Consider the following 25,942-nt stretch of genomic DNA (forward strand, 5'->3'; position numbering starts at 1 on the left):
GTTACCATCTGACCACTACGAGCGCACAGCGCCACTCAACCGATGGAAACCGCCTGATGAGCCAACCCTTCGACGTCGCCGCCCTGGCCGCGACCTATGCCAGCAAGTCCCCGCAGGAGATCCTCAAGCTCGCCTTCGAGCATTTTGGCGACGACCTGTGGATCTCCTTCAGCGGCGCCGAGGATGTGGTGCTGGTGGACATGGCCTGGAAACTGAACAAGCAGGTCAAGGTGTTCAGCCTCGACACCGGCCGCCTGCACCCGGAAACCTACCGGTTCATCGACCAGGTACGCGAGCAGTACAACCTGCCCATCGAGATCCTCAGCCCGGACCGCGACAAGCTCGACCCGTTCGTCAAGGAAAAAGGCCTGTTCAGCTTCTACAAAGACGGCCACGGCGAGTGCTGCGGCATCCGCAAGATCGAGCCGCTGCGCCGCAAGCTGGCCACCGTCAGCGCCTGGGCCACCGGCCAGCGCCGCGACCAGAGCCCCGGTACCCGCAGTCACGTGGCTGCCCTGGAGATCGACAGCGCCTTCTCCACCCCGGAGCGCACCCTGTACAAGTTCAACCCGCTGGCGCAGATGACCAGCGAGGAAGTCTGGGGCTACATCCGCATGCTCGAGCTGCCCTACAACAGCCTGCATGAGCGCGGCTTCATCAGCATCGGTTGCGAGCCGTGCACCCGCCCGGTGCTGCCGAACCAGCACGAGCGCGAAGGGCGTTGGTGGTGGGAAGAGTCGACGCAGAAGGAGTGCGGGTTGCATGCCGGCAACCTAATTACCAAGGCTTGAAATAGCCGGGGCCTGTAGGAGCGGCCTTGTGTCGCGATGGGCCGCAAAGCGGCCCCGCTATTTCAAATCAGTGCACCGGCAGCTCGACACCCTCGAACAGCTCTTCGAGCTCCTGCTTGTTATGGCACTGGATCGCCTTGGCCATCACCTCACGGGTCAGGTGCGGCGCGAACTTCTCGATGAAGTCGCACATGAAACCGCGCAGGAAGGTGCCGCGACGGAAGCCGATCTTGGTGATGCTGGCCTCGAACAGCTCGCTGGCGTCCAGGCACACCAGATCGCTGTCGAGCTTCGGGTCGACCGCCATCTTGGCCACGATGCCCACGCCCAGACCCAGACGCACATAGGTCTTGATCACGTCGGCGTCGGCGGCGGTGAACACCACCTTCGGCGTCAGGCCACGGTGATTGAACGCCTCGTCAAGCTTGGAGCGACCGGTGAAGCCGAACACGTAGGTGACGATCGGGTACTCGGCCACCGCTTCCAGGGTCAGCTTCGGCAGCTTGGTCAGCGGATGGCCCTGGGGCACCACCACGCAGCGGTTCCACTTGTAGCAAGGCATCATGATCAAGTCGCCGAACAGCTCCAGCGCCTCGGTGGCGATGGCGAAGTCGACGGTGCCGTCGGCCGCCATCTCGGCGATCTGCATCGGCGAGCCCTGGTGCATGTGCAGGGCGACTTCCGGGTACTGCTTGATGAAGTTGCTGATCACCGGCGGCAGCGCGTAGCGCGCCTGGGTGTGGGTGGTGGCGATCGACAGGGTGCCCTTCTTCTCGTTGGAGAATTCCTGGGCGATCTGCTTGATGCTCTCGACCTTGCGCAGGATCTCGCCGGCGGTGTTGATGATGCGCTCGCCGGCCGGGGTGACGCGGGTCAGGTGCTTGCCACTGCGGGCGAAGACCTCGACGCCCAGCTCATCCTCGAGCAGGCGGATCTGCTTGCTGATACCTGGTTGGGAGGTGTACAGACTCTGCGCCGTCGCGGAAACGTTGAGGTCATGGTGCGCCACTTCCCAGATGTAGCGCAGTTGCTGAAGCTTCATAGATTTCCCTCAAAGGCGGTAGGTCACCGGCGCGCCGGCAGCGACGAGTTATAACTATATTAGTGGCTTGAGAAATAAATCTAGAACTATTTTGTTACGTTAGCTGTAAAAAGTCCTACCGTGAGGCTCACGATTTCCTACGCCCAAGATGGTGAGCCAATGGCACCATGTACACCGGCACCGGTGACAGCTGCAGCAGCCGCACCGCCGTGCGGCCGATCGGCACATCCACCCCCGCGCCGGCGCTGTGGCTACCGAAGATCAACAGGTCAACCGACAACCGCTGGGCCTGCTCGAGGATCACCTGGGCCGGGTCGCCCTGGCGCACCCGCACCGCGCGGATCAATGCCAGGTCGGCCGGTTCGGTCATCTCGTCGCGAAAGTTCTCCAGCACCCGCTGCTCGATATTGGCCATGACCGTGTTGACGCCCTCGCTGTGCAGCGCATCGAGGGTCTGCTCGTCGAGGTAGCTCTGCAGCAGCGATTCGGCGAACTGCCCCATGGGCTCCACGGCGTGGATCACATACAGCTCTGCGTTAAAGGTCCGCGCCAGGGCCAGGGCGTGCTGCATGACAAAGGGCGCATAGACACCGAGGTCAGTGGCAAACAGCATGGAACGGATCATTCGACCTCCTCGACTGCCGCGACGGCAGAGCAAGCTTGAGCTTAGCAGCGCCATAGCCGGTCGCCTGGCCGTCCGGCGCACAGCCGCCGCGGGCTTCAGGCCTGCCGGCTACGCCGGTCGATGAACGCCAGGGCCTGGTACAACGCCTCCATGCGCGGCAGCGCGCAACCGGCCGCGCGGGCGCGGGCCAGGGGTTCGGCATAGATCGCTTGCAGCTCCAGCGGCCGCTGCTGCACATGGTCGTGGTACATGCTCGGCCAGTAGTCCGGCATCTTCTCGGTGATGCGAAACAGGTGCTCGGCATAACCCGACGGCAGCTCGCGGCCACAGGCCTTGGCGCCCGCCACCACTTCGGCCATCAGCGCCTGGATCAGCGCGCGGCTGTCGGCATCGCCCATCAAGGGCGTGGTGCTGGCCTGCAGCAACACCGAGAGGCCGTTGTAGGGCACGTTCCACACCAGTTTCTGCCAGCGCGCCTGGTCGAGGTCGGCCATGGCCTGGGAGTCGATGCCCGCAGCCCGGAACAGCCCGGCGCCCTCCTCCACCACGGCGGCCCCGCCGTCCTGCGCCGGGCCACTGTGATAGCCCAGGTTCACCGCGCCCAGCGACTGGTGGCGGATTTCGCCGGGCCCCTCGCGATTGACGCAGATGAAGCACAGGCCGCCGAGCAGGTGCAGGTCCGGGCGCAAGGCCGGGCGCAACTGCTCCTCGACCCCAAGGCCGTTCTGCAGCAACACCACCCGGGCCTCGGGCGCCGCTGCCTGGACGATCAAGGGCGCCAGCTCCGCGTTGCTGGTGGCCTTGGTCCCCACCAGCAGCCAGTCGCAGGGCAGCATGTCGGCGGCACGGGCGTATGCCTGCACCGGCATGTGCACCTGACCATGCACCGCGCTGTCCAGGCGCAGCCCCTGCTCGCGCACGGCCTGGTATTCGCTGCGCAGCAGGAAGTGCACGTCGTAGCCGGCACGGGCCAGCATCAGGCCGTAGAAGCCACCGATTGCGCCGCTGCCGATGATGCCGATGCGGGGATTGCCACTGCGAGAGTCAAGGGACGCCATGCCGTGCTCCTGGTCGAGAGTCATTATTGTGAGTCAGCCACTATACCCGCGTGCCGGCCATCGCGGCCAAATCCTCCCCATAGGCGCGGCGCTTGCCCGCAAATGCCGTCAGATGGGTAAAAACCCCGTATCGACGGGCCCCAGCCCATTGTCGCGCCCCTGCTAACGCGCTAAGGTTCGGCCTCCCCGCTGCGAATATTCTGCTGCTGGGCCGCACGGGGAACGCTGGCGGCCGGCACCCGTGACCTGACGAGTAACACGATGGCTGATTTACCGATCGATGACCTTAACGTTGCCTCCAACGAGACCTTGATCACCCCCGATCAGCTCAAGAAGGAAATCCCCCTCAGCGCCAAGGCCCTGCAGACCGTGACTGCCGGCCGCGAAGTGGTGCGCAACATCCTCGACGGCAAGGACCATCGCCTGTTCGTGGTGGTCGGCCCCTGCTCGATCCACGACATCAAGGCCGCCCACGAGTATGCCGAGCGCCTGAAGGTGCTGGCCGAGGAAGTCTCCGACACCCTGTACCTGGTCATGCGCGTGTACTTCGAGAAGCCGCGGACCACCGTCGGCTGGAAAGGCCTGATCAACGACCCGTACCTGGACGACTCGTTCAAGATCCAGGACGGCCTGCACATTGGTCGCCAACTGCTGCTGGACCTGGCCGAGAAGGGCCTCCCCACCGCCACCGAAGCGCTTGACCCGATCTCCCCGCAGTACCTGCAGGACCTGATCAGTTGGTCGGCCATCGGCGCCCGCACCACCGAATCCCAGACCCACCGCGAGATGGCCTCGGGCCTGTCCTCGGCGGTCGGCTTCAAGAACGGCACCGATGGCGGCCTGACCGTGGCCATCAACGCCCTGCAGTCGGTGTCCAAGCCGCACCGTTTCCTGGGCATCAACCAGGAAGGCGGCGTGTCCATCGTCACTACCAAGGGCAACGCCTACGGCCACGTGGTACTGCGCGGCGGCAACGGCAAGCCCAACTACGACTCAGTCAGCGTTGCCCTGTGCGAGCAGGACCTGGTCAAGGCCAAGATCAAGCCCAACATCATGGTCGACTGCAGCCACGCCAACTCCAATAAGGACCCGGCCCTGCAGCCCCTGGTCATGGAGAACGTCGCCAACCAGATCCTCGAAGGCAACCAGTCGATCATCGGCCTGATGGTCGAGAGTCACCTGAACTGGGGCTGCCAGGCTATTCCGAAGAACCTCGACGAGCTGCAATACGGCGTGTCGGTCACCGATGCCTGCATCGACTGGGCGGCCACCGAGAAGACCCTGCGCAGCATGCACGCCAAGCTCAAGGACGTGCTGCCCAAGCGCCAGCGCGGCTGAAATCCTGCGCAAACGAAAACGCCGGGCAATGCCCGGCGTTTTTCATGTGTACGGCCGTTCAGACCTTGCTCGAGTGGCGCTGCTGGCGCTCCATATAGCGCTCGACGTAAGAGCAAGAGGGAATCACGGTATAGCCCATCTGCTCGGCATAGGCCAAGGCCTGCTCGGTGAGCGCCGCGGCGATCCCGCGACCGCGCAGGGCATTGGGGACGAAGGTGCGATAGATGTCCAGCGTCTGCTTGCCCAGGTCCATGTACGTCAGATAGGCCCGGTGACCGTCCACGGTGGTCTCGAACTGATGACCGGCCTGGTCATGGTGGATGGTCAGCGTTTCGCTCATCACTACTCCTCGTAGGTCTTGTCGGCAGACCCTTACCTTACCGATGTGGTTTATCCGGCGGAGGAACCTCTACGCCACCTGTTGCCCCTTGGACAGCAGCCCGACCGGGATCGTTCTGCGTCGAGGCACCCTCAAATAGTAGGCGGCGCCAGCGAGAATGCTCAAGCTGCGCAGAATGAAAATACTGACAGCCACCCGCCCGAGGCCCGGCAACAGCAACCGGATGTTCTTGGGCTATGACGCTCGTCGACAGTTAAAGTCACCCTTAGTTCAACAAAAAGTTCCTGTACTACAATCGCTTGCGAACGCTGCTCAGGATTTTCACACTTTGTTTACAAACCCCGTCGCCGGGGCCGCCCAGAGCATTTTTTTTGCAGTTCTTGCGCTCAGTCAGTTTACTTACTACAAGTAATGGGTACTATGTACGCCGGCCAGTTTCTCTTTTCCGAGAGATGGCTATTTAATAGAAAGTCCTTGAAGGGGAACACGATGAACAACGTTCTGAAATTCTCTGCTCTGGCTCTGGCCGCAGTTCTGGCTACCGGTTGCAGCAGCGTATCCAAAGAAACCGAAGCTCGCCTGACTGCTACCGAAGACGCAGCAGCTCGCGCCCAGGCTCGTGCAGACGAAGCCTACCGCAAAGCTGACGACGCTCTGGCAGCTGCTCAGAAGGCTCAGCAGACCGCTGACGAAGCCAACGAGCGCGCTCTGCGTATGCTGGACAAAGCCAGCCGCAAGTAATAATCCTCACGGATTGTTATGGAGCCGACCCACTTGTGGGTCGGCTTTTTTATTGCCTGGGAGAAAAGCAGACGATGCCGGCCAAACAACTGGGGCCGCCTTGCGACCCATCGCGGAACAACCCTGCACCCAAAGGCATGGCGTTCGCCGTACCTGCAGGAGCGGGCGTGTCCAGCGATGGGCCGCCGGGCGGCCCCAAAGTGCACCGCTAGTTGCCAGCGGGCAATCGCTTACTGCAATTCTGGCGGAATGCTCGACACCATCGGCGCACTCGAGCCATTGACCGGCACGGCAATTTCGACTGGCATGCCGTCTTCGGCCGCCACCACATCGCGAACCATGTCCCAGTTCATGCGCAAGTTGTTGGCCAGGTCTTCACGCTTGAGCAAGGCGTTGATGACCGCAGTATGCTTGTCGACCACCGACGGGTTGCCGTGATCGTCCAGCGGCGTGTGCGCCTCGAGGTAGACCTTGCCGGCGCTGATGCCAAACTTGTAGGGCTCGTTGATGATGCGCACCGGCGTGCCCACAGGGACCATCTTCGACAAGGTCAGCACGTTGTTGTTGAGCATGCGGAAGCAGCCGTGACTGGTACGCATGCCGATGCCGAACTTCTTGTTCGAGCCATGGATCAGGTAACCCGGTACCCCCAGGGTGAACTTGAATGGGCCCAGGGGGTTGTCCGGCCCGGCCGGGACCACGGCCGGCAAGATGTCGCCATCGGCGGCATGCTCGGCGCGGATCGAGGCCGGCGGCGTCCAGGTCGGGTTCGGCGTCTTGGCGGTGATCTTGGTATTGGCGATCGGCGAACCCCAGCCCTCGCGACCGATGCCCAGCGGGAAGGTGTGCACCACGTTCTGCCCTTTCGGGTAGTAGTACAGGCGGTACTCGGCCAGGTTGATGACAATGCCCTCACGCGGGCCTGGCGGCAAGATGTAGCGGGTCGGCAGGACGATCTCGGTGCCGGCGCCTGGCAGCCAAGGGTCGACGCCCGGGTTGGCGGCGATCATCTCGAGGTAGCCGAGGTCATTGGCGGTGCCGATGTCGGCGAAGGTGTCCTCGTACTTGGCCTTGATGGTATGAACCTGGCCGACGACGTCTTCACCGGGAGGTGGCAACGGCAGTTCCAGCGCAACAGCGGGGCCTGTCGCCAGCATGGCGGCCAGGGTCAGGCTACGAGTGACGGCGGGAAAGCGCGGCAACATCCGGGAAATCCTTCGAAAGATCAGTCAAGAAAACGATTGTACACCCGCGCCGAAACGAGCGGGAGGCGCATGCGTTTCAGATGATGAAAGGCGCTCAGAGTTCCGGCCATACCGGGCGCATGCCGCGCCGCTGGGCATCGAGGATCGCCCGGCACAGCGGGCACAGGCGCTCGTCGCGGTAGATCGCGCGCTCCACCCCCGACCAGCGCGGCTGCGCTGGCAGCAGGCCACCGCACAAGGTACGGTCGACCGGCACGCCCAGTTCGAGCTGGCGGGCGGCCAGGTGGATGCGCACTTCCTGGCAGGCAAACAGGTCGAGCTGCTCATCAGGCTCGATCAGTTGGTAGGCGTACAGGGACCAGGCGGGGCGCGGCATCGGGGGCACTCGAAACGGGGGGCGCAACATTAGCCGAAAGCGGCCCCCGATAAAAGCGTCACAGCAAGGGTTTTATCGTCGGCCAGGCATTTTCCAGCAGGCGCTGCTGGGCGGCCGCCGCCGGGTGGATGCCATCGGCCTGCATCAACTCCGGCACCCCGCCCACGCCATCGAGGAAGAACGGCACCAGCGGTACCTTTTTATCGGCGGCCAGCTGCTCATAGACCTGGGCGAACGCCGTGGTGTAGCGCACGCCGTAGTTCGGCGGCAGGCGCATGCCCAACAGCACCACCTTGGCACCGGCCTGGCGGGACTGGTCGATCATCGCGGCAAGATTCTGTTGCAATTGTTGCGGCGATTGCCCGCGCAGGCCGTCGTTGCCTCCAAGCTCCAGCACCACCAGGTCCGGCTTGTGCGCCGCAAGCAGCGCCGGCAGCCGCGCCTGGCCACCTGCGCTGGTGTCGCCGCTGATCGAGGCATTGACCACCTGATCGTCGAAACCCTCCTTCTTCAGCTGCTGTTGCAGCAGGCTGACCCACCCCTGGCGGGTATCCAGGCCAAAACCGGCGCTGATACTATCGCCGACGACAAGCAGCGTTCCCGCCGCCGCGCCCTGGGCCAGGCAACACAGGGCCAGGCCGGCACTCAACCACCACATTCGCATCGGATTCTCCATGGGCCCCAGCATTCTCGTTGCGCAGAACCTTAGCAAAGTGGTCCCCAGCGCGGAAGGCGACCTGACCATCCTCCACGCCCTCTCCCTCGATCTCGCCCAGGGCGACAGCCTGGCCATCGTCGGTGCCTCCGGCTCCGGCAAGTCCACGCTGTTGGGCCTGCTCGCCGGGCTCGACCGCCCCAGCGCCGGCAAGGTGATCCTCGCCGGCCACGATCTCGGCCCCCTCGACGAGGACCAGCGCGCCCGGGTGCGCGCCGAGCACGTGGGTTTCGTGTTCCAGTCGTTCCAGTTGCTCGACAGCCTCAATGCCCTGGAGAACGTCATGCTGCCGCTGGAGCTCGACGGTCGCCGCGATGCCCGCGAGCACGCCCGCGGTCTGCTCGAACGGGTCGGCCTGGGCAAACGCCTGAGCCACACCCCGCGCCAGCTCTCCGGCGGCGAGCAGCAGCGGGTGGCGATCGCCCGCGCCTTCGCCGCGCAACCGGCCGTGCTGTTCGCCGACGAGCCCACCGGCAACCTCGACAGCCACACCGGCGAGCGCATCAGCGACCTGTTGTTCGAACTGAACCAGGAGCGCGGCACCACCCTGGTGCTGGTGACCCACGACGAACGCCTGGCCAAGCGCTGCCGCCGCCTGATCCGCCTGGATGCCGGTCGCCTGGTCGCGCCCCTGGAGCCTTGATGACTCGCCTATCGTTCCCGCGACTGTGTGTCCTGGCCCTGCGCCAGTTGCTGCGCGATGCCCGCGCCAGCGAAGTGCGCGTGCTGTTCTTCGCCTTGCTGGTGGCGGTGGCGGCGAGTACCGCCATCGGCTACTTCGGCGCCCGCCTCAACGGTGCCATGCAACTGCGCGCCAGCGAGTTCCTCGGCGCCGACCTGGTCCTGCAGGGCAGCGCCCCGCCCAGCGCGCAGCAGATCGCCGAAGGCACGGCGCTGGGCCTGGGCCATGCGCGGGTAGTGGAATTCACCAGCGTGGTCGGCGGCGACAGCGGCATCCAGCTGTCCAGCATCAAGGCCGCCGACCCCGCCTATCCCCTGCGCGGCCAACTGCGCAGCGCGGCAGCGCCCTACGCCGAGGAAACGCTTGGCGGCGGCCCCGCGCCGGGCGAGGCCTGGGTCGAGCCGCGCCTGCTCGCGGCGCTGGGCCTGGCCATCGGCGACAGCATCGACGTGGGCATGAAGACGCTGCGCATGAGCCGCGTACTGACCTACGAGCCCGACCGCGCCAACAATTTCTACAGCCTGACGCCACGGGTGCTGATGAACCTCGCCGACCTCGACGCCACGGGGGTGATCCAGCCCGGTAGCCGGGTCAGCTACCGCGACCTGTGGCGCGGCGATATTGATGCCCTGCAGCAGTACCGGCAGACGGCGGAAAAAAGCCTTGCCGCCAACCAACGCCTGCTCGATACCCGCGACGGCAACCGGCAGATCGGCGGCGCCCTAGGCAAAGCCGAGCGCTACCTGAACATGGCGAGCCTGGTTGCGGTGCTGCTGGCCGGCGTCGCCGTGGCCCTGTCGGCCAGCCGCTACGCCGCGCGGCGCCTGGACGCCAGCGCCCTGCTGCGTTGCCTGGGGTTGTCCCGCCACCAGGCCCTCGGCCTCTACAGCCTGCAACTGGCCATGCTCGGCGTTGTCGCCGCGCTGGCCGGCGCCCTGCTCGGCTGGCTGGCGCAGCTTGGGCTGTTCCGTCTGCTCGAGGGCCTGTTGCCCAGCCAGGTGCCGCCCGGTGGCCTCACCCCGGCGCTGGCCGGCATCGGCACCGGATTGGTAGCCCTGGCCGGCTTTGCGTTGCCGCCACTGGCAGCCCTGGGTCGCGTGCCGCCGCTGCGAGTGCTGCGCCGCGACCTGCTGCCGCTGCCACCGAGCAGCTGGTTGGTGTACGGCGCCGCCCTGTTCGCCCTGGGCCTGATCATGTGGCGCCTGAGCCTGGACCTGCTGCTGACCTTCGCCCTGCTCGGCGGGGGGCTGATCGCCGCCTTGCTGCTGGGTGGATTGCTGTTGCTCGGCCTGCGCAGCCTGCGCCGGTTGCTGGCCGGCGCGCCGCTGGCCTGGCGGCTGGGGCTTGGCCAGTTGCTGCGTCACCCGCTGGCCGCCGCCGGCCAGGCCCTGGCCTTCGGCCTGATCCTCCTGGCAATGGGCCTGGTCGCCCTGCTGCGGGCGGAACTGCTCGACACCTGGCAGGCGCAGTTGCCCAAGGACGCACCCAATCATTTCGCCCTGAACATCCTGCCCGACGAGCGCCAGCCGTTCGCCGAGCGCCTGGCCCAGATCAACGCCACCGCCGCGCCGCTGTACCCGGTGATCCCTGGCCGCCTGACACATATCAACGAGCAGCCGGTGCGCCAGCTGGTCAGCAAGGACTCCACCGGCGAGCGCGCCATCCAGCGCGACCTCAGCCTGACCTGGGCCGCCGAGCTGCCCCAGGGCAACGCCCTGAGCGCGGGCCAATGGTGGCAACAGGCGCCCGCCAGCGATGACGTGCCTGGGGTTTCCGTGGAGGCGGAACTGGCGCAGAGCCTGCACCTGCAACTGGGTGACCTGCTGACATTCGATATCGGCGGCCAGCAGCGCCAGGCCCGGGTCAGCAGCCTGCGCAGCGTGCACTGGGACAGTTTCCAGCCCAACTTCTACATGATCTTCCAGCCAGGAACGCTACAAGGCCTGCCCACCACCTACCTCACCAGCTTCTATCTGGCACCGGGCCACGACCAGGAGATCGTCGCGCTGTCCCGCGCGTTCCCGGCGGTGACCGTGCTGCAGGTCGACGCGTTGCTGGCGCAACTGCGCAGCATCCTCGCCCAGGTCACCCTGGCGGTGGAGTACGTGCTGCTGTTCGTGCTGGCGGCTGGGCTGGCGGTGCTGTTCGCCGGCCTGCAGGCAACCCTCGACGAGCGCATCCGCCAGGGCGCCCTGCTGCGGGCGCTGGGGGCGGCGCGCCAGCTGCTGGTCAAGGCTAGGCGCATCGAGTTCGGCCTGCTCGGAGCGGCAAGCGGCGTGCTCGCGGCACTGGGTTGCGAGCTGATCACCTGGGCGCTGTACCGCTATGCCTTCGACCTGCACTGGGCACCCCATCCGTGGCTGCTGGCGCTGCCGCTGGCCGGGGCGGTGCTGGTGGGCGGAGCCGGGGTGATCGGTACACGTCGCGCGCTCAATGCCAGTCCGTTGGCGGTGTTGCGCGAGGGGTGAAGAAATGAAGCATTGCGAATGATCGAGGGTTTGCGCTTTTCCCTGTAGGAGCGGCCTTGTGTCGCGAAAGGGCCGCGCAGCGGCCCCAGCAATCGTTGCCTTGATGCTGATATCCCGGGGCCGCTATGCGGCCCTTTCGCGACACAAGGCCGCTCCTACAGGGATCGAGTATGGCCTTGAGTTCTGCGCCAGCTAGAGGTTGTAGCGGATGCTGTTCACATACCAGGTCGCCTCACCGGTGGGCGTGTGCACCACCACCTCGTCGCCCTCCTCCTTCTTGAGCAAGGCCCGGGCCATGGGCGAGTCGATGGAGATGTAGTCGTTGCGCCCGTGGATCTCGTCATAGCCGACGATGCGAAAACGCAGCTGCTCGCCGTCATCGTTCTCGATTTCCACCCAGGCACCGAAGAACACCTTGCCTTCCTGCTGGGGCGAGTACTCGACGACCTTGACGTCTTCCAGGCGCTTGCGCAGGTAGCGCACGCGGCGGTCGATCTCGCGCAGCAGCTTCTTGTTGTACTGGTAGTCGGCGTTCTCGCTGCGATCGCCCAGCGAGGCCGCCCAGGTGACCTTCTGGGTGATCTCCGGGCGATAGACCCGCCACAGGTGATCAAGCTCCTGCTTCAGCGCTGCATGGCCTTCGATGGTGATGATGTTGGTGCTCAACGACTGTCTCCTCAGTGCATCCGCGGCGGACGACAGGCGCCCACCGGGAGACCGAGCTTAGCGAAAAACGGCTGGACGCGACACGCCGCTCAACGGCGGGTAATCAGGCCCTGGCGGGCAATGCGGGTGAGCTGGCCGATAACCTCGGCGGCCACTTCGGCCTCAGGCGCCTGGATCACGGCCAGGTCGAAGCGGTCGTTGCCGTACTGGTCGAGCTGTTCACAGCTGTCGGAGAACTGGATAAGGAAGGCACAGGCCTGGCCCTTGCGTCGGGAAAAGCCATCGAGATTGCGCAAAAGCGTGGGTTGATGCTGGCCGCCGAGCAGGATGCGCGGGGTACGGGAAGCCTGGTTCTTGGCCAGGGGGGTCAAGCAGACACTGGTACGTGGGCAACTCATGGAGTCTCTCTCCGCCTCGCTGTTCCCGCTGGGCAGCGGTGGGAGGCGTCACCGAACCAGCGCTTTAGCGGTATTTCGGATGACCCGTCGGGGCCTCTCCTGCGCCCCGCAAGTAGCTGTTTAAATCGGCGCAATCGGTATGCTAGAGGCTGACGCTTGAAGTTACAAGCGCTTGTGCAAAAGCAATCGCGGGGCCAGCCCACTCCCACACGCTTCGTGGGATTGGCCTGGCCCCGCGATTGCCGATCAGCGTGCGATCAGACGGTCCAGCGACAGCCGGCCCGCGCCCTCGATCAGCACCGCCACGGTACCGGCCATCAGCGCCAGGGCGAACTCATAACCGTTGTTGGACATGAACAGCCCGTTGCCGATATGCACCGAGAAGATCGCCACCACCAGGGTCACGCTCAGCGCCAGCGCCGCCGGGCGGGCCAGCAGGCCGACCACCAGGGCCAGGCCGCCGAAGAACTCGGCGCTGCCGGACAGCAAGGCCATCAGGTAGCCCGGGGTCAGGCCGATGCTTTCCATCCACTGGCCGGTGCCTTCCAGGCCGTAGCCGCCGAACAGGCCGAACAGTTTCTGCGCGCCGTGGGCCATGAAGATGACCCCTACCAGGATACGCACGACGCTTAGGCCATAACCGGCGCGGGTAGTGAACAGGGCTTTGAGGGAGTTGTTCATGTTTGCTTCCTTGTTTGAGCAGGTGTGTGTTGGATGAGCGCCATCTTAATCAAATCATCGAATAAGAAAATCGCAATAATCACGTAAATTCTATCGAATTATTGGATTTATCTAGCGCTTCGCCACACGCTCCAGGGAAGCCCGCTCGCGGTTGAACGCGAGGAAGTACTTGTTGACGCTATTGACGAAGTTCACCGGCCCCATGCCCACCTGCTCCATGGCGATGCGTTCGGTCTGGAAGAACCACTGGTTGCCATTGAGCCCACGCCGCCGGGCCTCGGCACGCATGGCCTGGACCCGCTCCGGCCCGAGGTTGTAGGCGGCCAGGATAAACGCCATGCGCTCACGCTCGTTGAGCTGGGGGCTGGCGAAGAACTTGCGGCGGATCAGCGCCAGGTAACGGGCGCTGGCCTGGACATTGCCGTCCACCGTGGCGGTGTTGCTCACTCCCACCTGCTGGGCCGCCGACGGGGTGATCTGCATCAGCCCGTGGGCGCCACCGGTGCCGCGCGCCTTGGGATCGAGGGTCGACTCCTTGAACGCCAGGGCGGCCAGGTTGAGCCAGTCGAACTGTTGGTCGCCACCGTGCTTCTGCAGCACCGAGCGCACCGACTCCAGACGCTGGCGGTCCCCGCGGGCCAGCGGGTTGTGCACCCTGTACTGGCGCCGGTAGATGCGCTCGAAGGCCGCGTCCTGGTTGTCCGGCGCGCGATAGGTGGCGAGGAAACGATCCACCGCCGCCTGCAGCATCGGCGCATCCTGGCGCACATACCAGCGCATGGCCTGGGGCTGGGCCAACTGCAGCTTGCTGTCCACCCGCAGACGCGGCATCACCCGCGCCCAGCGCTGGGCGATCGGCCGCTCAACTACTGTCAGCGGGTAGATACCGGCCTGGACCATTTCCAGCACATCCTCCACCGCCAGCGTCGGGTCGACCCACTCCACCTTGATCGGTGCCCGCTTGCGCAAGGCCAGCCGCTGGTTGATCGCCTGGATCGCCGCGCCCGCGGCACTGGCGGTGGTCAGGGCGACGGTACGCCCGGACAGCTGCTCGGGGCGGCTGTAGCCGCGCTCGCCCTTGCGCCCGACCAGTTGCAGCGGCACCTGGTCGACCACCGGGGCGCTGACGCCGACTCCGCGCACCACGCTCGGGTCGAGCAGCTCGCCGGGGGCGGCGAGATCACCCTCGCCGCGTTGCAAAGCCGCAAGCAGCTGCTCCTTGGCGCGGGGGATGATCTTCAGGGTGATTTCCTGGCCGTCGGCGACCCGGGCATTGAGGGCGTGTTCCAGGGCGCGCAGGCGATAGTACTCGACGCCTACCGGCTCGCCCTTGACCTCGCCGGAGCTGTTGCGGCTCTGGTTGACCAGCACCCGCAGCACCTTGCTCGAGCGGATCTGCGCCAGGTCGCGCACCTGGCTGGCCGGCACATGCTGCTGCGGCCCGGCTTCGCCGGCAGCGACCTGCCCGGCGGCCAGCAGCCCGGACAGCAACAGGCACGTCAAAAAGGTTCGCAACATGGGGAAAAGGGTCCGAGAGCGGTTGGCGGGCACCATGGTGCTGTGATCGATCCGTGACAAATGACCGCAACAGACCACGGCAAACGTTTGAAGTTCTTGGTTTTTTCTCGATATCCCGGTTTTTGCTATGCTGGCCGCCCCCGCGGCACGAGGTAGCACCATGCAACTGATCGATATCGGCGTCAACCTGACCAACAGCAGTTTCCACGACCAGCAGGCCGCCATCGTCGAGCGCGCCGTGGAGGCCGGCGTGGCACAGATGGTCCTTACCGGCACCAGCCTGGAGGTCAGCGCCGAGGCCCTGAAACTGTGCCAGCACCTGGACGAACCCGGCCAGCGCCTGTTCAGCACCGCCGGCGTGCACCCTCACGACGCCAGCCACTGGAACAGCGGCAGCGAACGCCAGCTGCGCGAACTGCTCGCCCAGCCACGGGTGGTGGCCGTGGGCGAATGCGGCCTGGACTTCAATCGCGACTTCTCCCCACGCCCGGCCCAGGAAAAGGCCCTGGAAGCGCAGTTGGCGCTGGCGGTCGAGCTGCGCCTGCCGGTGTTCCTCCACGAGCGTGAGGCCAGCGAGCGCCTGCTGGCAATCCTCAAGGACTACCGCGACCAGTTGCCCGCCGCCGTGGTGCACTGCTTCACCGGCGAGCGCCAGGCGCTGTTCGCCTACCTCGACCAGGACCTGCACATCGGCATCACCGGCTGGATCTGCGACGAGCGCCGCGGCACCCACCTGCATCCCCTGGTCGGCAACATCCCCGAGGGTCGCCTGATGCTCGAAAGCGATGCGCCCTACCTGCTGCCCCGCAGCCTGCGGCCCAAGCCGAAGAACGGCCGCAACGAGCCGGCCTTCCTGCCCGAGGTGCTGCGCGAGGTGGCCCTGCATCGCCATGAAACCGCAGCGCACACCGCCGCCCACACCAGCGCCTGCGCCCGCGCGTTCTTTGGTCTGCCTGAGGTTTCTTGACGCATATCAACAAGGCCCCTGGCGTTGGCGGGCACAATGATGGCACCTTGCCAATAATGTTTCCGCCAACTCAGAGAAGACCTACCATGGGTGCCTGGCTTAGCAACGTTTCCCTCAAATACAAGTTCTGGGCCGTCAATGCCGTGGCCTTCGTCACCACCCTGCTGCTGGTGCTCTACGCGGTGTACCTGGAGCAACAGGCCCGCGCCACCGGCGCCCAGGCGCAAGCCCAGGCCCAGGCCGAACTGCTGGCGGCATGGCCCGCCGGGCAGGCCCTGCCCACCCAGGCCAACCTGATCACCTGGCGCAATGGGCAAACGCCGCAGTTCGCCGGCGAACCCCTCGAGGCCCTGCGCGATGGCCAGGGCTGGGTCGAACTGTCCGGTGCCTGGATCCTCGGCGACAACCCGCTGCGTGGCGCCCAGGTGCTGCGCCGGGGCGACCAGCAGCTCGCGGTAATCGCCCAGTCGCCGAGCCTGCGCCAGGTCTATTTCGATCGGTTCAGCAACTACGCCGTGTGCGTGCTGATCCTGATGCTGGCGATGCTCTGCGCTTCACAGTTGTTGATCCGTTTCCTGCTCAGCCAGCTCAACACCCTCAAGGATGTGATGCTGCACGTGGAGAAGACCGGCGACCTCTCGGCCCGGGTGCCCCTGGCCTGCGGCGACGAAGTCGGGCAGATGGCCGGCGCGTTCAACGCCATGCAGACCACCTACCACCGCGTGGTCAGCACCGTGGCGCGCACCGCCGCGCAGTTGGACTCCGGCGCCGCGCGCCTGGCCGGCAGCATGGATGAAGTGCGCCACGGCATGATCGGCCAGCAGAGCGAGACCGACCAGGCCGCCACCGCCATCAACGAAATGACCGCCACCGTCCACCATATCGCCCAGCATGCCGGCGCCACCCGCGACCTGTCGCAGACCGCCGACACCCTGGCCGGCAGCGGCCAGGCCGTGGTCAGCCGCGTGCAGGACTCGATTGCCGGGCTCTCCAGCGGTGTGCAGCAGACCGCCGAGATGATCCGCCAACTGGCCGACGACAGCCAGAAGATCAATGGCGTGGTCGGCGTCATCCACAGCATCGCCGAACAGACCAACCTGCTCGCCCTCAACGCCGCCATCGAGGCGGCCCGGGCCGGTGACCTGGGCCGGGGCTTTGCCGTGGTCGCCGACGAGGTGCGCAACCTGGCCAAGCGCGTGCAGACCTCCACCGACGAGATCACCACCATGGTCGCCGACCTGCAGGCCGGCACCCGCGACGCGGTGGATTTCATGCAGGAAAGCTCATTCAAGGCCGACGATTGCGTCAAGCAGGCCCGCGAGGCCGGCGAGGCCCTGGCCGAGATCACCAGCGCCGTGGCACAGATGCGCGAAAGCAACACCCAGATCGCCGTGGCCGCCGAGCAGCAGAGCCAGGTGGCCGAGGAGATGAACCGCGCCGTGGTCAGTATCCGCGACGTGACCGAGGAGACCGTGCAGCAGACCGTCGGCTCGGCCACCACCAGCAGTGAGCTGGCGACCCTCGCCGGCGAGCTGAACAAGGCGATCGGCCAGCTCAAGCTGTGACCGGCGCCGGCTATGGCCACCATAGCCAGCCTCGATTGGCCCCCGCCCGGGGGCCGCACTAAGCTTTGGACAAGCCCCAGAGGATCTGTCCATGAGCAAACGACTGCCCAATCTGCCCGCCTGGCAATGGCGCGGCTACCACCACAACCATCGCCACCCCGCCAATCTGGTGCTGCACCTGATCGCCGTGCCGCTGTTCATCCTGGGCGCGCTGCTGGTGTTGTCGGGGCTGTTTGGACTGGACCTGTCGCAGATCGCCGTGGGTATCATCGCCCTGGTGGCCGGGCTGGGCCTGCAACGCCAGGGGCACCGCCTGGAAGCCGAGCAACCCGAGCCGTTCACCGACCGCAAGGATGCCGTACAACGCCTGCTCACCGAGCAGTTCATCACCTTCCCGCGCTTCGTGCTGAGTGGTGCCTGGTGGCGGGCCTGGCGCGAGCGCCACAAGCACCGCCACTGACTGAAAACATCACCCGGCGTGGGAGCGGGCTTGCCCGGCGATTGGCTTGATGAAGATGGCTCAGGCGAACACAGTCACCGTCTGCCGGCTCAACGCCAGCAACTCCCCTTCAGACGTCCACAATGCCGCGGCCGCATGGCCATAGCCATCACGGGCATACTCGGTCTCGACCACATAGCGGCACCAGTCGAGGGTTGACAGCTGCGGCGTGGGCTGCACGAACTCGATGGTCCAGGTCAGCGTGCTGCCGGCGGCGGGCTGCTTGAGATAGGGAAGCAGACTGGGCGGCCAGGCATCGACCAATGCCAGCAGGTGCGCCACCCCGACCGGCTCCTCGGCGACATCGCGCAGGCGTACCCAGCCCCCCATATGGCGCGAGTCGTTGCCACTGAACGGCAGGCCGCCCACCGCCCAGCGAAACGCCACATGCTGCATGAACGCCGGTGTAATGCCCTTGATAAAGGGCAACTCCGGCGCCGCCTCCTGCAGCGGCTTCATCGGCATCGCGGCAGGCGCGTCGACCGCCACCACCGAAGGGCGACCAGCACCGAAGCTGCCCTGCACCAGGGTCACCACCTGGCCATCCTGCACGGCGCGCCCCAGCAAGGTGCTGACCGCTTTGCCCTCGCGCAGCACCTCCACCTCCAGGCTGATTGGCATATCCGGCGCCGCCGGGCCGACGAAGGTGATGGCCAGCGAACGCACCGGGCGGTCTTCGCCCAGCTTCTGGCGCATCGCTTCGTGCACCATTGCCGCCATCAGGCCGCCGAACACCGCGCGTCCCTGGGCCCAGCCGGCGGGTACGCTGATCGCCTCGGGGTGTGTGCGGGCGGCAGTCAGCAATTCTGTGAAGTTCATATGCCAGGGCTCCTGCGCAAAAAAGAACCGATAGTAACCAGCGATCACGCCAGCCACAGCCCGCATATCGGTCATTTGCCGGGACTAACGGTGCGCCAGAGCCTTTTGCAGCGCTTCGAGGGTGAGGTCGGAACGCGCCTCGGCAGCATGCAGCTCATGCTCCCAGGCCACCTTGCAGCCGAGCAGGTCGCTGTGCTCGCGCACCTGCAGCAACCACTGTACGCGGTCGTGCCAGTCACCCAGGTCACCCTGGGCCGACTTGAGCAGGCGCTGCAGCTTGCTGCCGGCGTGTTCGAGTTGCGGGTAGGCCTGGTCGCCATAGCGCACCCGCTTGATCAGCAGGCGCAGGCGGTGGCGGTCGTGGCCAGGGTCCGACAGGGCCACCTGCAGCTTGTGCCATTGCTTGTGCAGGCGCTTGTCGATGCGCTGCCCCAGCTTCTGCGCCAACCCCTCACGGCCGGCGGCACGCAGGAACATCGGGAACGCATCGAGAATCGCCAGCACGCGATTGAGCTGGGCACTGGCCGCGACACTGGCATAGGTGCGCGCCCTGCCCTCCTGGCGACGCTGGCCTGCCTGCGCACGCCCACGGCCGATCAGTTGCGCCGCCAGCACCTCGCGGTCACGCAGCGGCGTGGTCAGCGTACCCAGCGCCCCAGCCGCCTGCTCGAGCTGTTCGACGCCCGGCAAGCCACGCAACGGCCGCAGCAGGCTGCGCAGACGCCGCAAGGTGATGCGCAGGTCGTGCAACGCCTCGCGGTCGGTGTCGGCGGCCAGGCGTTCGCGGCAGGCCAGCAGGCGCACCTGCAGCGCCAGAACCTGGCCGACCACATGATCGAGCATGGCGGACATGGGCAGCTCCTCGGTCAACGCCCGGCGCGGGATTCACGAATGTAGAAACGGGCCTTCTCGGCCTTGTGGGTACAGCCTTCGAAGCCTTCGAACTGCTGCTGGGTCTTGGCGCCGGTCAACAGCGACAGCGCCTTGGAATAACTCACGGTACCGGCAAAGCCTTCGGCCTTGGCCAGGTCCAGTTCCTTCCAGGCGGCATCGAGCTGGGTCGCGCAACTGTCACGATAGGCCGTCTTGCCCGCGCAGCCGACCAAGGCCAGGGCAATCAGAGGAAGGGTGATCCAGGCTTTCATCGGTAATACCTCGAGGGTGAAAAACTAAGGTGGCCGTTCGACGGCAAAGCAAACGAAAAGTGCCCTGCTCAGCGTAGCCCAGCACGGGCTACATTGAAGCACAGGTGGCAATGGGTGCATTGTTGGACCATGGTGGCACAGCCACAGGGGGAAAAGTCATGGGCAAACGCGTGGCATTGGTGCTGGGCTCCGGTGGCGCCCGAGGGTACGCGCACATCGGCGTGATCGAGGAAATCGAACGGCGCGGCTACGAGATCGGGTGCATCGCCGGCTGCTCGATGGGCGCTGTAATCGGTGGCATCTACGCCGCCGGCAAGCTCGACGAATACCGCAGTTGGATCGAGAGCCTGGACTACCTCGACGTGCTGCGCCTGGTGGACGTCAGCTTCCGCCTGGGAGCGATCCGCGGCGACAAGGTGTTCGGTCAGATCCGCAAGATCGTCGGCGAGATCAACATCGAGCAGTTGCGCATCCCCTACACGGCGGTCGCCACCGACCTCACCAACCAGCAGGAGATCTGGTTCCAGGAGGGCTGCCTGCACCAGGCCATGCGCGCCTCGGCGGCCATTCCCAGCCTGTTCACCCCCGTGGTGCAAGGCAACCGCATGCTGGTCGATGGCGGCATCCTCAACCCGCTGCCGATCGTGCCGGTGGTGTCCAGCCACTGCGACCTGATCATCGCCGTCAACCTCAACGCCACCAACCAGAAGCAGTACCAGTTGCCGGTGATCGAGCGCCCGGCGGCGTTCAAGATGCGCTTCGATGCCTTGATCAGTTCGCTCGGCTCGCGCCTGCCGTTTCGCCGCAAGCCGGCCGAACAACTGATTCGCCTGGAGCAGGAAATCACTGCCGAGGGACTGGCCAGTCCCAATCCGTGGCTCGCGGACAGCGCCGCCCCCGAGGGCCAGCAGCCGGCGGCTGCGCCGCAGAGCGAGGGAGCGCCGAAGTCGGCCACCGGGTCGTTCATCGTCGACAACGTCGGCCCTGCCTCCCTGCTCGACCTGATCAACCAGAGTTTCGAGGTGATGCAGACGTCACTGGCGCAATACAAGATCGCCGGCTATCCGCCGGATGTGCTGATCAACGTGCCCAAGCGCGTGTGCCGGTTCTTCGAGTTCTACAAGGCACCGGAGCTGATCGCCCTGGGGCGGGAGATTGCCCGGGATACACTGGACAATCATGAGGGGGTTCAGCGATAGGTCTCTCTTCAGGCCGCGTGCAGTCCCTGAGGGAGATATGCGAAGGTCTTGATCATCGGAAACGAAACAGGCCGCATACGCGGCCTGTTTCGTGATCAGCGCGCCACTCAGTAGCGCGTGATGTCGGCACTGCCCTCAAGCAGCTTGCGATAGGCCGCGAAGTCCTGCGAACCGGCACGCGACGCGAGGTAGCGACGGATCTGCGCCTTCTCTTCGTCGGTGGCGGCGGCGCCCTCGTTGACGCCCTTGAGCTGCAGGACCACCAGGCTGCCGTCGCCCAGGACCACGCTGCCGTAGACCGGCTTGTCCTTGGACGCAGGCTTGCCGAGACGGAACACCGCCTGCAGCTCGGCCGGGTCGATACCGTCCTGGCCACGGGTGACCGCTTCGTGGACCTTCCAACCCTGACCTTCGGCCTTGGTCGAACCCTCGCGCAGGCCGGCGATCAGCTTGTCAGCCTTGGTCTTGAGCTCGGCAATCGCCTTCTCCTTGGCCAGGTGCTGGCTGATGTTCTTGGCCACGGCCTCCAGCGGCAGTTGCTCAGGCTTGCGATGCTCCTTGACGCGCAGTACCACCACGGTCTCCGGATCCAGCTCGATGGCGTTGCTGTTGGCGCCCTCTTCCAGCACCTGCTCGCTGAACGCGGCCTGGATCACCGCACGGTTGGCGGTGATGCCTTCACCACCCTCGCGACCGAAGGCTGCCGAGGTGTGTACCTTCAGGCCCAGGTCCTGGGCCGGCTGGGCCAGGTCGGAGGCTTCGAAGGCGGTATCCTCGAGCTGCTTGGTGGCCTCGACGAAGCGCTGCTCCACCTGCTGGGTCTTCAGCTCGTGGGTCAGCTTGTCCTTCAGGCTGGCGAAGCTCGGCACGTCCGGCGCCTGCACACCCAACAGCTTGATCAGGTGGTAGCCGAACTCGGTGCGCACGGGTGCGGACACCTGGTCCTTGTTCAGCTTGTACAGCGCGTCCTCGAAGGCCGGGTCGTACACGCCGGGGCCGGCGAAGCCGAGGTCGCCACCGGTATTGGCCGAACCCGGGTCCTGGGAGAATTCCTTGGCCAGCTTGGCGAAGTCCTCACCCTTGTCCAGGCGCTGCTGTATCTCTTCGATACGGGCCTTGGCCTTGGCATCGTCGGTCTTGTCGTTGACCTCGATCAGGATGTGCGCGGCATGGCGCTGCTCGCCAAGGTTGGCGATCTCCTTCTCATACAGGGCCTTGAGCTCGCCGTCATCGACCTTGACCTGGTCAAAGAAAGCCGACTTCTTCAGCTCAAGGTAGTCGATGACCACCTGGTCCGGGGTCATGAATTCCTTGGCGTGCTGGTCGTAGTGCGCCTTGACCTCCTCATCGCTCACCTTGACTGCGGCCGGGTCGGCCTTGAAGGTCTGCGAAGCGAAATCACGGGTCTGCTTCTCGAGGCGGGCGAAGGCCTCGACCTGCTTGTCGGTGACGAAGCTGCTACCGGCAAGGCCGGTGCGCAGCTGGCCGATCAGCATTTCCTGGGCGAGCATCTCGCGGAACTGCATGCGGCCGTAACCCATCTGGCGGATGACCGAGTCAAAGCGCTCGGCGCTGAACTTGCCATCGACCTGGAATTCAGGCGTCTGCAGGATCAGCTGATCCAGCGCAGCCTCGGAAAAAGCGAACTTGGCGTCTTCGGCACCCTGCAACAGCAGCTTGCGATCGATCAGCCCCTTGAGCGCGGCTTCGCGCAGCATCTTCTCGTCCAGCAGCGCAGGGTCGAAATCCTTGCCCAGCTGTTGCATCAGCTGGCGGCGCTGCATGTCCACGGCCTGACTCAGCTCGTTCTGGCTGATGGTCTGGCCGTTCACCTTGGCGGCGTCCTGGCTATGGCTGGCGGCCTGGAAAATGGCCTCGAAGCCGGTCAACGCCATCAACACGACGATAAGGCCGATGATGGTCTTGGCAATCCAACCTTGTGAATTGTCCCTGATATTCTGCAGCATGCGTCCCCCAGAAACGGCTGTACCACTGCGTCGACAACCGCGGAGCGTGGGTAGAATCCTGATAGAAGAAAGGCGCATCCAGTGGATGCGCCTTTTCGAAGCGAGCGTGCCAGCGGGAACGTTTGCGACCCGCCGTCACGCGGTCGGCCCTGACGATGCCCGGGCCGGCTGAAAGACGACTTAGTTGACGGCGTCTTTCAGGCCCTTGCCAGCCTTGAAGCCTGGAACCTTGGCGGCAGCGATCTTGATCGCCTTGCCGGTTTGCGGGTTACGGCCGGTGCGCTCGGCGCGCTCCTTGACCGAGAAGGTACCGAAACCTACCAGTACCACATCGTCACCTTGCTTCAGGGCGCCGGTGACGGATTCGATGACTGCGTCCAGCGCACGGCCGGCTACAGCTTTCGGGATGTCAGCAGATGCGGCGATAGCGTCAATCAGTTCCGACTTGTTCACTCTAAGTCCCCTTATTTCTCTATTGAGTTTGTTTCTAAGTATGTAATGAAAAGCTTATGAAACGAGCGCTGGGTGGCCTGTTGACACTGGCGTGCCGTTTTATAGCAAGGGCCGGAAAATACTGTCAACCAACGCCCCCCAGCGAAATACGTACTAGTGCGTGCTGATTCTTTCCTTAGCATCGCCGTCGCGCTTCTCATCTTTCGCGACAATCTCCGGAGCCACATCTGGCAAGGGCTCCGGGGCGTATTGCAGCGCAATTTGGAGGACTTCGTCAATCCATTTGACCGGTTTGATCTGAAGATCCTGTTTGATATTTTCCGGAATCTCCTTCAAGTCGCGAACATTCTCCTCGGGAATGATCACCGTCTTGATCCCACCGCGGTGTGCCGCCAGCAGCTTTTCCTTGAGGCCACCGATGGCCAGGACTTGGCCGCGCAGAGTGATCTCACCGGTCATCGCCACATCGGCGCGCACCGGGATCTGGGTCAGGGCCGACACCAGCGCGGTACACATGCCGATACCGGCACTCGGGCCGTCCTTGGGCGTGGCGCCTTCGGGCATATGGATGTGAACGTCGCGCTTCTCGTGGAAATCTGCAGCGATTCCCAGACTCTTGGCGCGGCTGCGCACCACCGTCTGCGCGGCGGTGATCGACTCGACCATGACGTCGCCGAGCGAGCCGGTCTTGATCAGTTGGCCCTTGCCCGGGATCACCACGGCCTCGATGGTCAGCAGTTCACCGCCCACCTGGGTCCAGGCAAGACCGGTGACCTGGCCGATCTGGTCCTGCTGCTCGGCCAGGCCATAACGGAACTTGCGCACGCCCAGCAGTTGCTCGAGCTGCTCGCCGCTGACCTTCACCTTCACCTGTTTGGCCCCGGTGTGCTCCTTGACCACCTTGCGGCAAACCTTGGCGATCTGGCGCTCCAGGCCACGCACGCCAGCTTCGCGGGTGTAGTAACGAATGATGTCGCGGATGGCCGATACCTCGACCTCCAGCTCGTCCTTCTTCAGGCCGTTGGCCTTGACCTGCTTGGGCACCAGGTACTTGACCGCGATGTTGATCTTCTCGTCCTCGGTGTAACCCGGCAAGCGGATGACTTCCATGCGGTCGAGCAGCGCCGGCGGGATGTTCATCGAGTTCGAGGTGCACAGGAACATCACATCCGAGAGGTCGTAGTCGACTTCCAGGTAGTGATCGTTGAAGTTGTGGTTCTGCTCGGGGTCAAGCACTTCCAGCAACGCCGAGGCCGGATCGCCGCGCATGTCGCTACCCATCTTGTCGATTTCGTCGAGCAGGAACAGCGGATTGCGTACACCGACCTTGGTCATTTTCTGAATCAGACGACCGGGCATCGAGCCGATGTAGGTGCGGCGGTGGCCACGGATCTCGGCCTCGTCACGCACGCCGCCCAGGGCCATGCGCACGAACTTGCGGTTGGTGGCGGCGGCGATCGATTCGGCCAGCGAGGTCTTGCCCACGCCGGGCGGACCGACCAGGCACAGCACCGGACCGCGGATTTTCTTGACGCGTTTCTGTACGGCGAGGTACTCGAGAATGCGCTCCTTGACCTCTTCCAGGCCATAATGGTCGGCATCGAGGATCTCTTCGGCCTTGGCCAAATCCAGGCGTACCTTGCTCTGGGCCTTCCACGGCACCTGTACCAGCCAGTCGAGGTACGAACGCACCACGGTGGCCTCGGCCGACATCGGCGACATCTGCTTGAGCTTGTTCAGCTCGGCCTGGGCCTTGGCCAGGGCGTCTTTCGGCAGGCCGGCGGCGTCGATGCGCTTTTTCAGTTCCTCGACTTCGTTGTGGCCTTCGTCGCCATCGCCGAGCTCTTTCTGAATGGCCTTCATCTGCTCATTCAGGTAGTACTCGCGCTGGCTGCGCTCCATCTGCTTCTTCACCCGGCCACGGATACGCTTCTCGACCTGCAGCAGGTCGATCTCGGCGTCCAGCAGCGCCAGCACGTGTTCCACGCGGGCCTGCAGGTCGACGATCTCGAGGATCTCCTGCTTCTGCTCGATCTTCAGCGCCATGTGCGCGGCCATGGTGTCGACCAGGCGGCCTGGCTCCTCGATGCTGTTGAGCGAGGACAGCACTTCGGCCGGGACCTTCTTGCCCAACTGCACGTACTGCTCGAACTGCGACAGCAAGGTCCGCACGAACACTTCGGACTCGCGCTCGGCGGTCTCGGTTTCGTCGATCAGGCTGACTTCGGCGCGGATATGGCCGTCGACTTCGTTGAAACGTTCCACGGCGCCGCGCTGTTCACCCTCGACCAGCACCTTGACGGTGCCATCGGGCAGTTTGAGCAGTTGCAGCACGGTGGCGACGGTGCCGACGCGATACAGGGCGTCTTCGCCCGGATCATCGTCAGCCGGATTCTTCTGGGCCAGCAGGAGGATCTGCTTCTCGCCCGTCATCGCCGCCTCGAGGGCTTCGATGGACTTCTCACGCCCCACGAACAGTGGGATGACCATGTGCGGATAGACGACGACGTCGCGCAATGGCAAAAGAGGCAAGTCGAGGGTGGTCTTCATGATTTCGCCTCTACAGCGGCCTTGGTGGCCGGAAACCGTTGGAAATTGTGCTTGGGGCTAATGTGGGGGCAGGCCTGGCAAATTACAAGCGCCCAGGCCATGAAATGCAAAAAGGGGCCAAAAAGGCCCCTTCG

General features: G+C 64.9%; 26 protein-coding genes. 9 read left to right on the forward strand and 17 right to left on the reverse strand.

All coding sequences use genetic code 11. The features are described from left to right. Nucleotides 1–56: 56 nt before the first annotated feature. Nucleotides 57–791 carry a phosphoadenylyl-sulfate reductase gene (locus tag AC25ND_RS00930; protein ID WP_069016187.1) on the forward strand — a complete coding sequence of 245 codons (735 nt, stop codon included), beginning with the start codon at nt 57–59 and terminating at the stop codon, nt 789–791. A 67-nt stretch (nt 792–858) separates the two neighbouring features. Here the strand turns inward: AC25ND_RS00930 and cysB are convergent, their stop codons facing one another. The 3 genes from cysB to AC25ND_RS00945 form a co-directional block, all read right to left on the reverse strand. Then, nucleotides 859–1,833 carry an HTH-type transcriptional regulator CysB gene (gene cysB, locus AC25ND_RS00935; RefSeq protein ID WP_011533140.1) on the reverse strand — a complete coding sequence of 325 codons (975 nt, stop codon included), beginning with the start codon at nt 1,831–1,833 and terminating at the stop codon, nt 859–861. A 127-nt stretch (nt 1,834–1,960) separates the two neighbouring features. Next, nucleotides 1,961–2,458 carry a universal stress protein gene (locus tag AC25ND_RS00940; RefSeq protein ID WP_028692613.1) on the reverse strand — a complete coding sequence of 166 codons (498 nt, stop codon included), beginning with the start codon at nt 2,456–2,458 and terminating at the stop codon, nt 1,961–1,963. A 95-nt stretch (nt 2,459–2,553) separates the two neighbouring features. After that, entirely contained in the window at nt 2,554–3,516 is a 963-nt protein-coding gene (locus tag AC25ND_RS00945; RefSeq protein ID WP_186595454.1) for a putative 2-dehydropantoate 2-reductase, read from the reverse strand. A gap of 261 nt (nt 3,517–3,777) precedes the next feature. Between AC25ND_RS00945 and AC25ND_RS00950 the strand changes: the two genes are divergently transcribed. Then, nucleotides 3,778–4,854, forward strand: coding sequence for a 3-deoxy-7-phosphoheptulonate synthase (locus AC25ND_RS00950; protein ID WP_028692615.1), 1,077 nt, complete (start codon nt 3,778–3,780; stop codon nt 4,852–4,854). Between the two features lie 58 nt (nt 4,855–4,912). Here AC25ND_RS00950 and AC25ND_RS00955 read toward each other — a convergent pair whose 3' ends face one another. Beyond that, nucleotides 4,913–5,194 (reverse strand): GNAT family N-acetyltransferase, encoded by a 282-nt coding sequence (locus AC25ND_RS00955; RefSeq protein ID WP_028692616.1) that lies wholly within the window; start codon nt 5,192–5,194, stop codon nt 4,913–4,915. Nucleotides 5,195–5,683: 489 nt separating this feature from the next. Between AC25ND_RS00955 and oprI the strand changes: the two genes are divergently transcribed. After that, nucleotides 5,684–5,935: an outer membrane lipoprotei OprI gene (oprI, locus tag AC25ND_RS00960; RefSeq protein WP_003259780.1), complete on the forward strand. Its 252-nt coding sequence runs from the start codon at nt 5,684–5,686 to the stop codon at nt 5,933–5,935. A gap of 230 nt (nt 5,936–6,165) precedes the next feature. Here the strand turns inward: oprI and AC25ND_RS00965 are convergent, their stop codons facing one another. The 3 genes from AC25ND_RS00965 to AC25ND_RS00975 form a co-directional block, all read right to left on the reverse strand. Further along, on the reverse strand, nt 6,166–7,140 hold the full coding sequence (locus AC25ND_RS00965; RefSeq protein ID WP_028692617.1) for a L,D-transpeptidase family protein: 975 nt from the start codon (nt 7,138–7,140) through the stop codon (nt 6,166–6,168). Nucleotides 7,141–7,234: 94 nt separating this feature from the next. After that, nucleotides 7,235–7,516 (reverse strand): hypothetical protein, encoded by a 282-nt coding sequence (locus tag AC25ND_RS00970; protein WP_028692618.1) that lies wholly within the window; start codon nt 7,514–7,516, stop codon nt 7,235–7,237. Between the two features lie 58 nt (nt 7,517–7,574). Further along, nucleotides 7,575–8,180, reverse strand: coding sequence for an arylesterase (locus AC25ND_RS00975; RefSeq protein WP_028692619.1), 606 nt, complete (start codon nt 8,178–8,180; stop codon nt 7,575–7,577). A gap of 10 nt (nt 8,181–8,190) precedes the next feature. Here AC25ND_RS00975 and AC25ND_RS00980 point away from each other — a divergent pair, with 10 nt between their 5' ends. Continuing rightward, nucleotides 8,191–8,874, forward strand: a complete 684-nt coding sequence (locus tag AC25ND_RS00980; RefSeq protein WP_028692620.1) for an ABC transporter ATP-binding protein — start codon at nt 8,191–8,193, stop codon at nt 8,872–8,874. Beyond that, nucleotides 8,874–11,381, forward strand: a complete 2,508-nt coding sequence (locus tag AC25ND_RS00985) for an ABC transporter permease (protein WP_186595456.1) — start codon at nt 8,874–8,876, stop codon at nt 11,379–11,381. Before AC25ND_RS00980 ends, AC25ND_RS00985 begins: the two co-directional genes overlap by 1 nt. Before the next feature lie 192 nt (nt 11,382–11,573). Here AC25ND_RS00985 and greB read toward each other — a convergent pair whose 3' ends face one another. The 4 genes from greB to AC25ND_RS01005 form a co-directional block, all read right to left on the reverse strand. Continuing rightward, entirely contained in the window at nt 11,574–12,047 is a 474-nt protein-coding gene (greB, locus tag AC25ND_RS00990; RefSeq protein WP_028692622.1) for a transcription elongation factor GreB, read from the reverse strand. An 89-nt stretch (nt 12,048–12,136) separates the two neighbouring features. Then, on the reverse strand, nt 12,137–12,445 hold the full coding sequence (locus AC25ND_RS00995) for a hypothetical protein (RefSeq protein WP_028692623.1): 309 nt from the start codon (nt 12,443–12,445) through the stop codon (nt 12,137–12,139). A gap of 246 nt (nt 12,446–12,691) precedes the next feature. Next, on the reverse strand, nt 12,692–13,126 hold the full coding sequence (locus AC25ND_RS01000) for a DoxX family protein (RefSeq protein ID WP_062359501.1): 435 nt from the start codon (nt 13,124–13,126) through the stop codon (nt 12,692–12,694). A gap of 111 nt (nt 13,127–13,237) precedes the next feature. Next, entirely contained in the window at nt 13,238–14,644 is a 1,407-nt protein-coding gene (locus tag AC25ND_RS01005) for an MltF family protein (RefSeq protein ID WP_186595458.1), read from the reverse strand. A gap of 160 nt (nt 14,645–14,804) precedes the next feature. Between AC25ND_RS01005 and AC25ND_RS01010 the strand changes: the two genes are divergently transcribed. The 3 genes from AC25ND_RS01010 (at nt 14,805) to AC25ND_RS01020 (ending at nt 17,636) form a co-directional block, all read left to right on the forward strand. Beyond that, nucleotides 14,805–15,611 carry a TatD family hydrolase gene (locus AC25ND_RS01010; RefSeq protein WP_062359504.1) on the forward strand — a complete coding sequence of 269 codons (807 nt, stop codon included), beginning with the start codon at nt 14,805–14,807 and terminating at the stop codon, nt 15,609–15,611. A gap of 86 nt (nt 15,612–15,697) precedes the next feature. Then, nucleotides 15,698–17,176 carry a methyl-accepting chemotaxis protein gene (locus AC25ND_RS01015; RefSeq protein WP_028692627.1) on the forward strand — a complete coding sequence of 493 codons (1,479 nt, stop codon included), beginning with the start codon at nt 15,698–15,700 and terminating at the stop codon, nt 17,174–17,176. Nucleotides 17,177–17,267: 91 nt separating this feature from the next. Further along, nucleotides 17,268–17,636 carry an Mpo1-like protein gene (locus AC25ND_RS01020; RefSeq protein ID WP_028692628.1) on the forward strand — a complete coding sequence of 123 codons (369 nt, stop codon included), beginning with the start codon at nt 17,268–17,270 and terminating at the stop codon, nt 17,634–17,636. Nucleotides 17,637–17,696: 60 nt separating this feature from the next. Here the strand turns inward: AC25ND_RS01020 and AC25ND_RS01025 are convergent, their stop codons facing one another. The 3 genes from AC25ND_RS01025 to AC25ND_RS01035 all read right to left on the reverse strand — a co-directional run bounded on the left by AC25ND_RS01025 (nt 17,697) and on the right by AC25ND_RS01035 (nt 19,639). Continuing rightward, the gene (locus AC25ND_RS01025; RefSeq protein WP_182323706.1) at nt 17,697–18,494 is read right to left on the reverse strand and encodes an acyl-CoA thioesterase; all 798 of its coding nucleotides are present in this window, start codon (nt 18,492–18,494) and stop codon (nt 17,697–17,699) included. Between the two features lie 84 nt (nt 18,495–18,578). Continuing rightward, entirely contained in the window at nt 18,579–19,346 is a 768-nt protein-coding gene (locus AC25ND_RS01030; RefSeq protein WP_062359506.1) for a CHAD domain-containing protein, read from the reverse strand. A gap of 14 nt (nt 19,347–19,360) precedes the next feature. Next, complete coding sequence (locus tag AC25ND_RS01035; RefSeq protein ID WP_028692631.1) at nt 19,361–19,639, reverse strand: hypothetical protein; 279 nt, start codon at nt 19,637–19,639, stop codon at nt 19,361–19,363. A gap of 158 nt (nt 19,640–19,797) precedes the next feature. On the opposite strand from AC25ND_RS01035, the gene AC25ND_RS01040 reads away from it, so the two are divergent. Then, complete coding sequence (locus AC25ND_RS01040) at nt 19,798–20,838, forward strand: patatin-like phospholipase family protein (RefSeq protein WP_028692632.1); 1,041 nt, start codon at nt 19,798–19,800, stop codon at nt 20,836–20,838. Between the two features lie 107 nt (nt 20,839–20,945). Here AC25ND_RS01040 and AC25ND_RS01045 read toward each other — a convergent pair whose 3' ends face one another. The 3 genes from AC25ND_RS01045 to lon all read right to left on the reverse strand — a co-directional run bounded on the left by AC25ND_RS01045 (nt 20,946) and on the right by lon (nt 25,808). Then, entirely contained in the window at nt 20,946–22,805 is a 1,860-nt protein-coding gene (locus AC25ND_RS01045) for a SurA N-terminal domain-containing protein (protein ID WP_062359508.1), read from the reverse strand. 180 nt (nt 22,806–22,985) lie between these two features. Then, a complete protein-coding gene (gene hupB, locus AC25ND_RS01050; RefSeq protein WP_011533117.1) occupies nt 22,986–23,258 on the reverse strand; it encodes a nucleoid-associated protein HU-beta in 273 nt (90 codons plus the stop codon). 153 nt (nt 23,259–23,411) lie between these two features. Continuing rightward, nucleotides 23,412–25,808, reverse strand: a complete 2,397-nt coding sequence (lon, locus tag AC25ND_RS01055; protein WP_028692634.1) for an endopeptidase La — start codon at nt 25,806–25,808, stop codon at nt 23,412–23,414. Nucleotides 25,809–25,942: the final 134 nt, after the last annotated feature.

It is taken from the genome of Pseudomonas sp. P110(2024) (assembly GCF_057480795.1).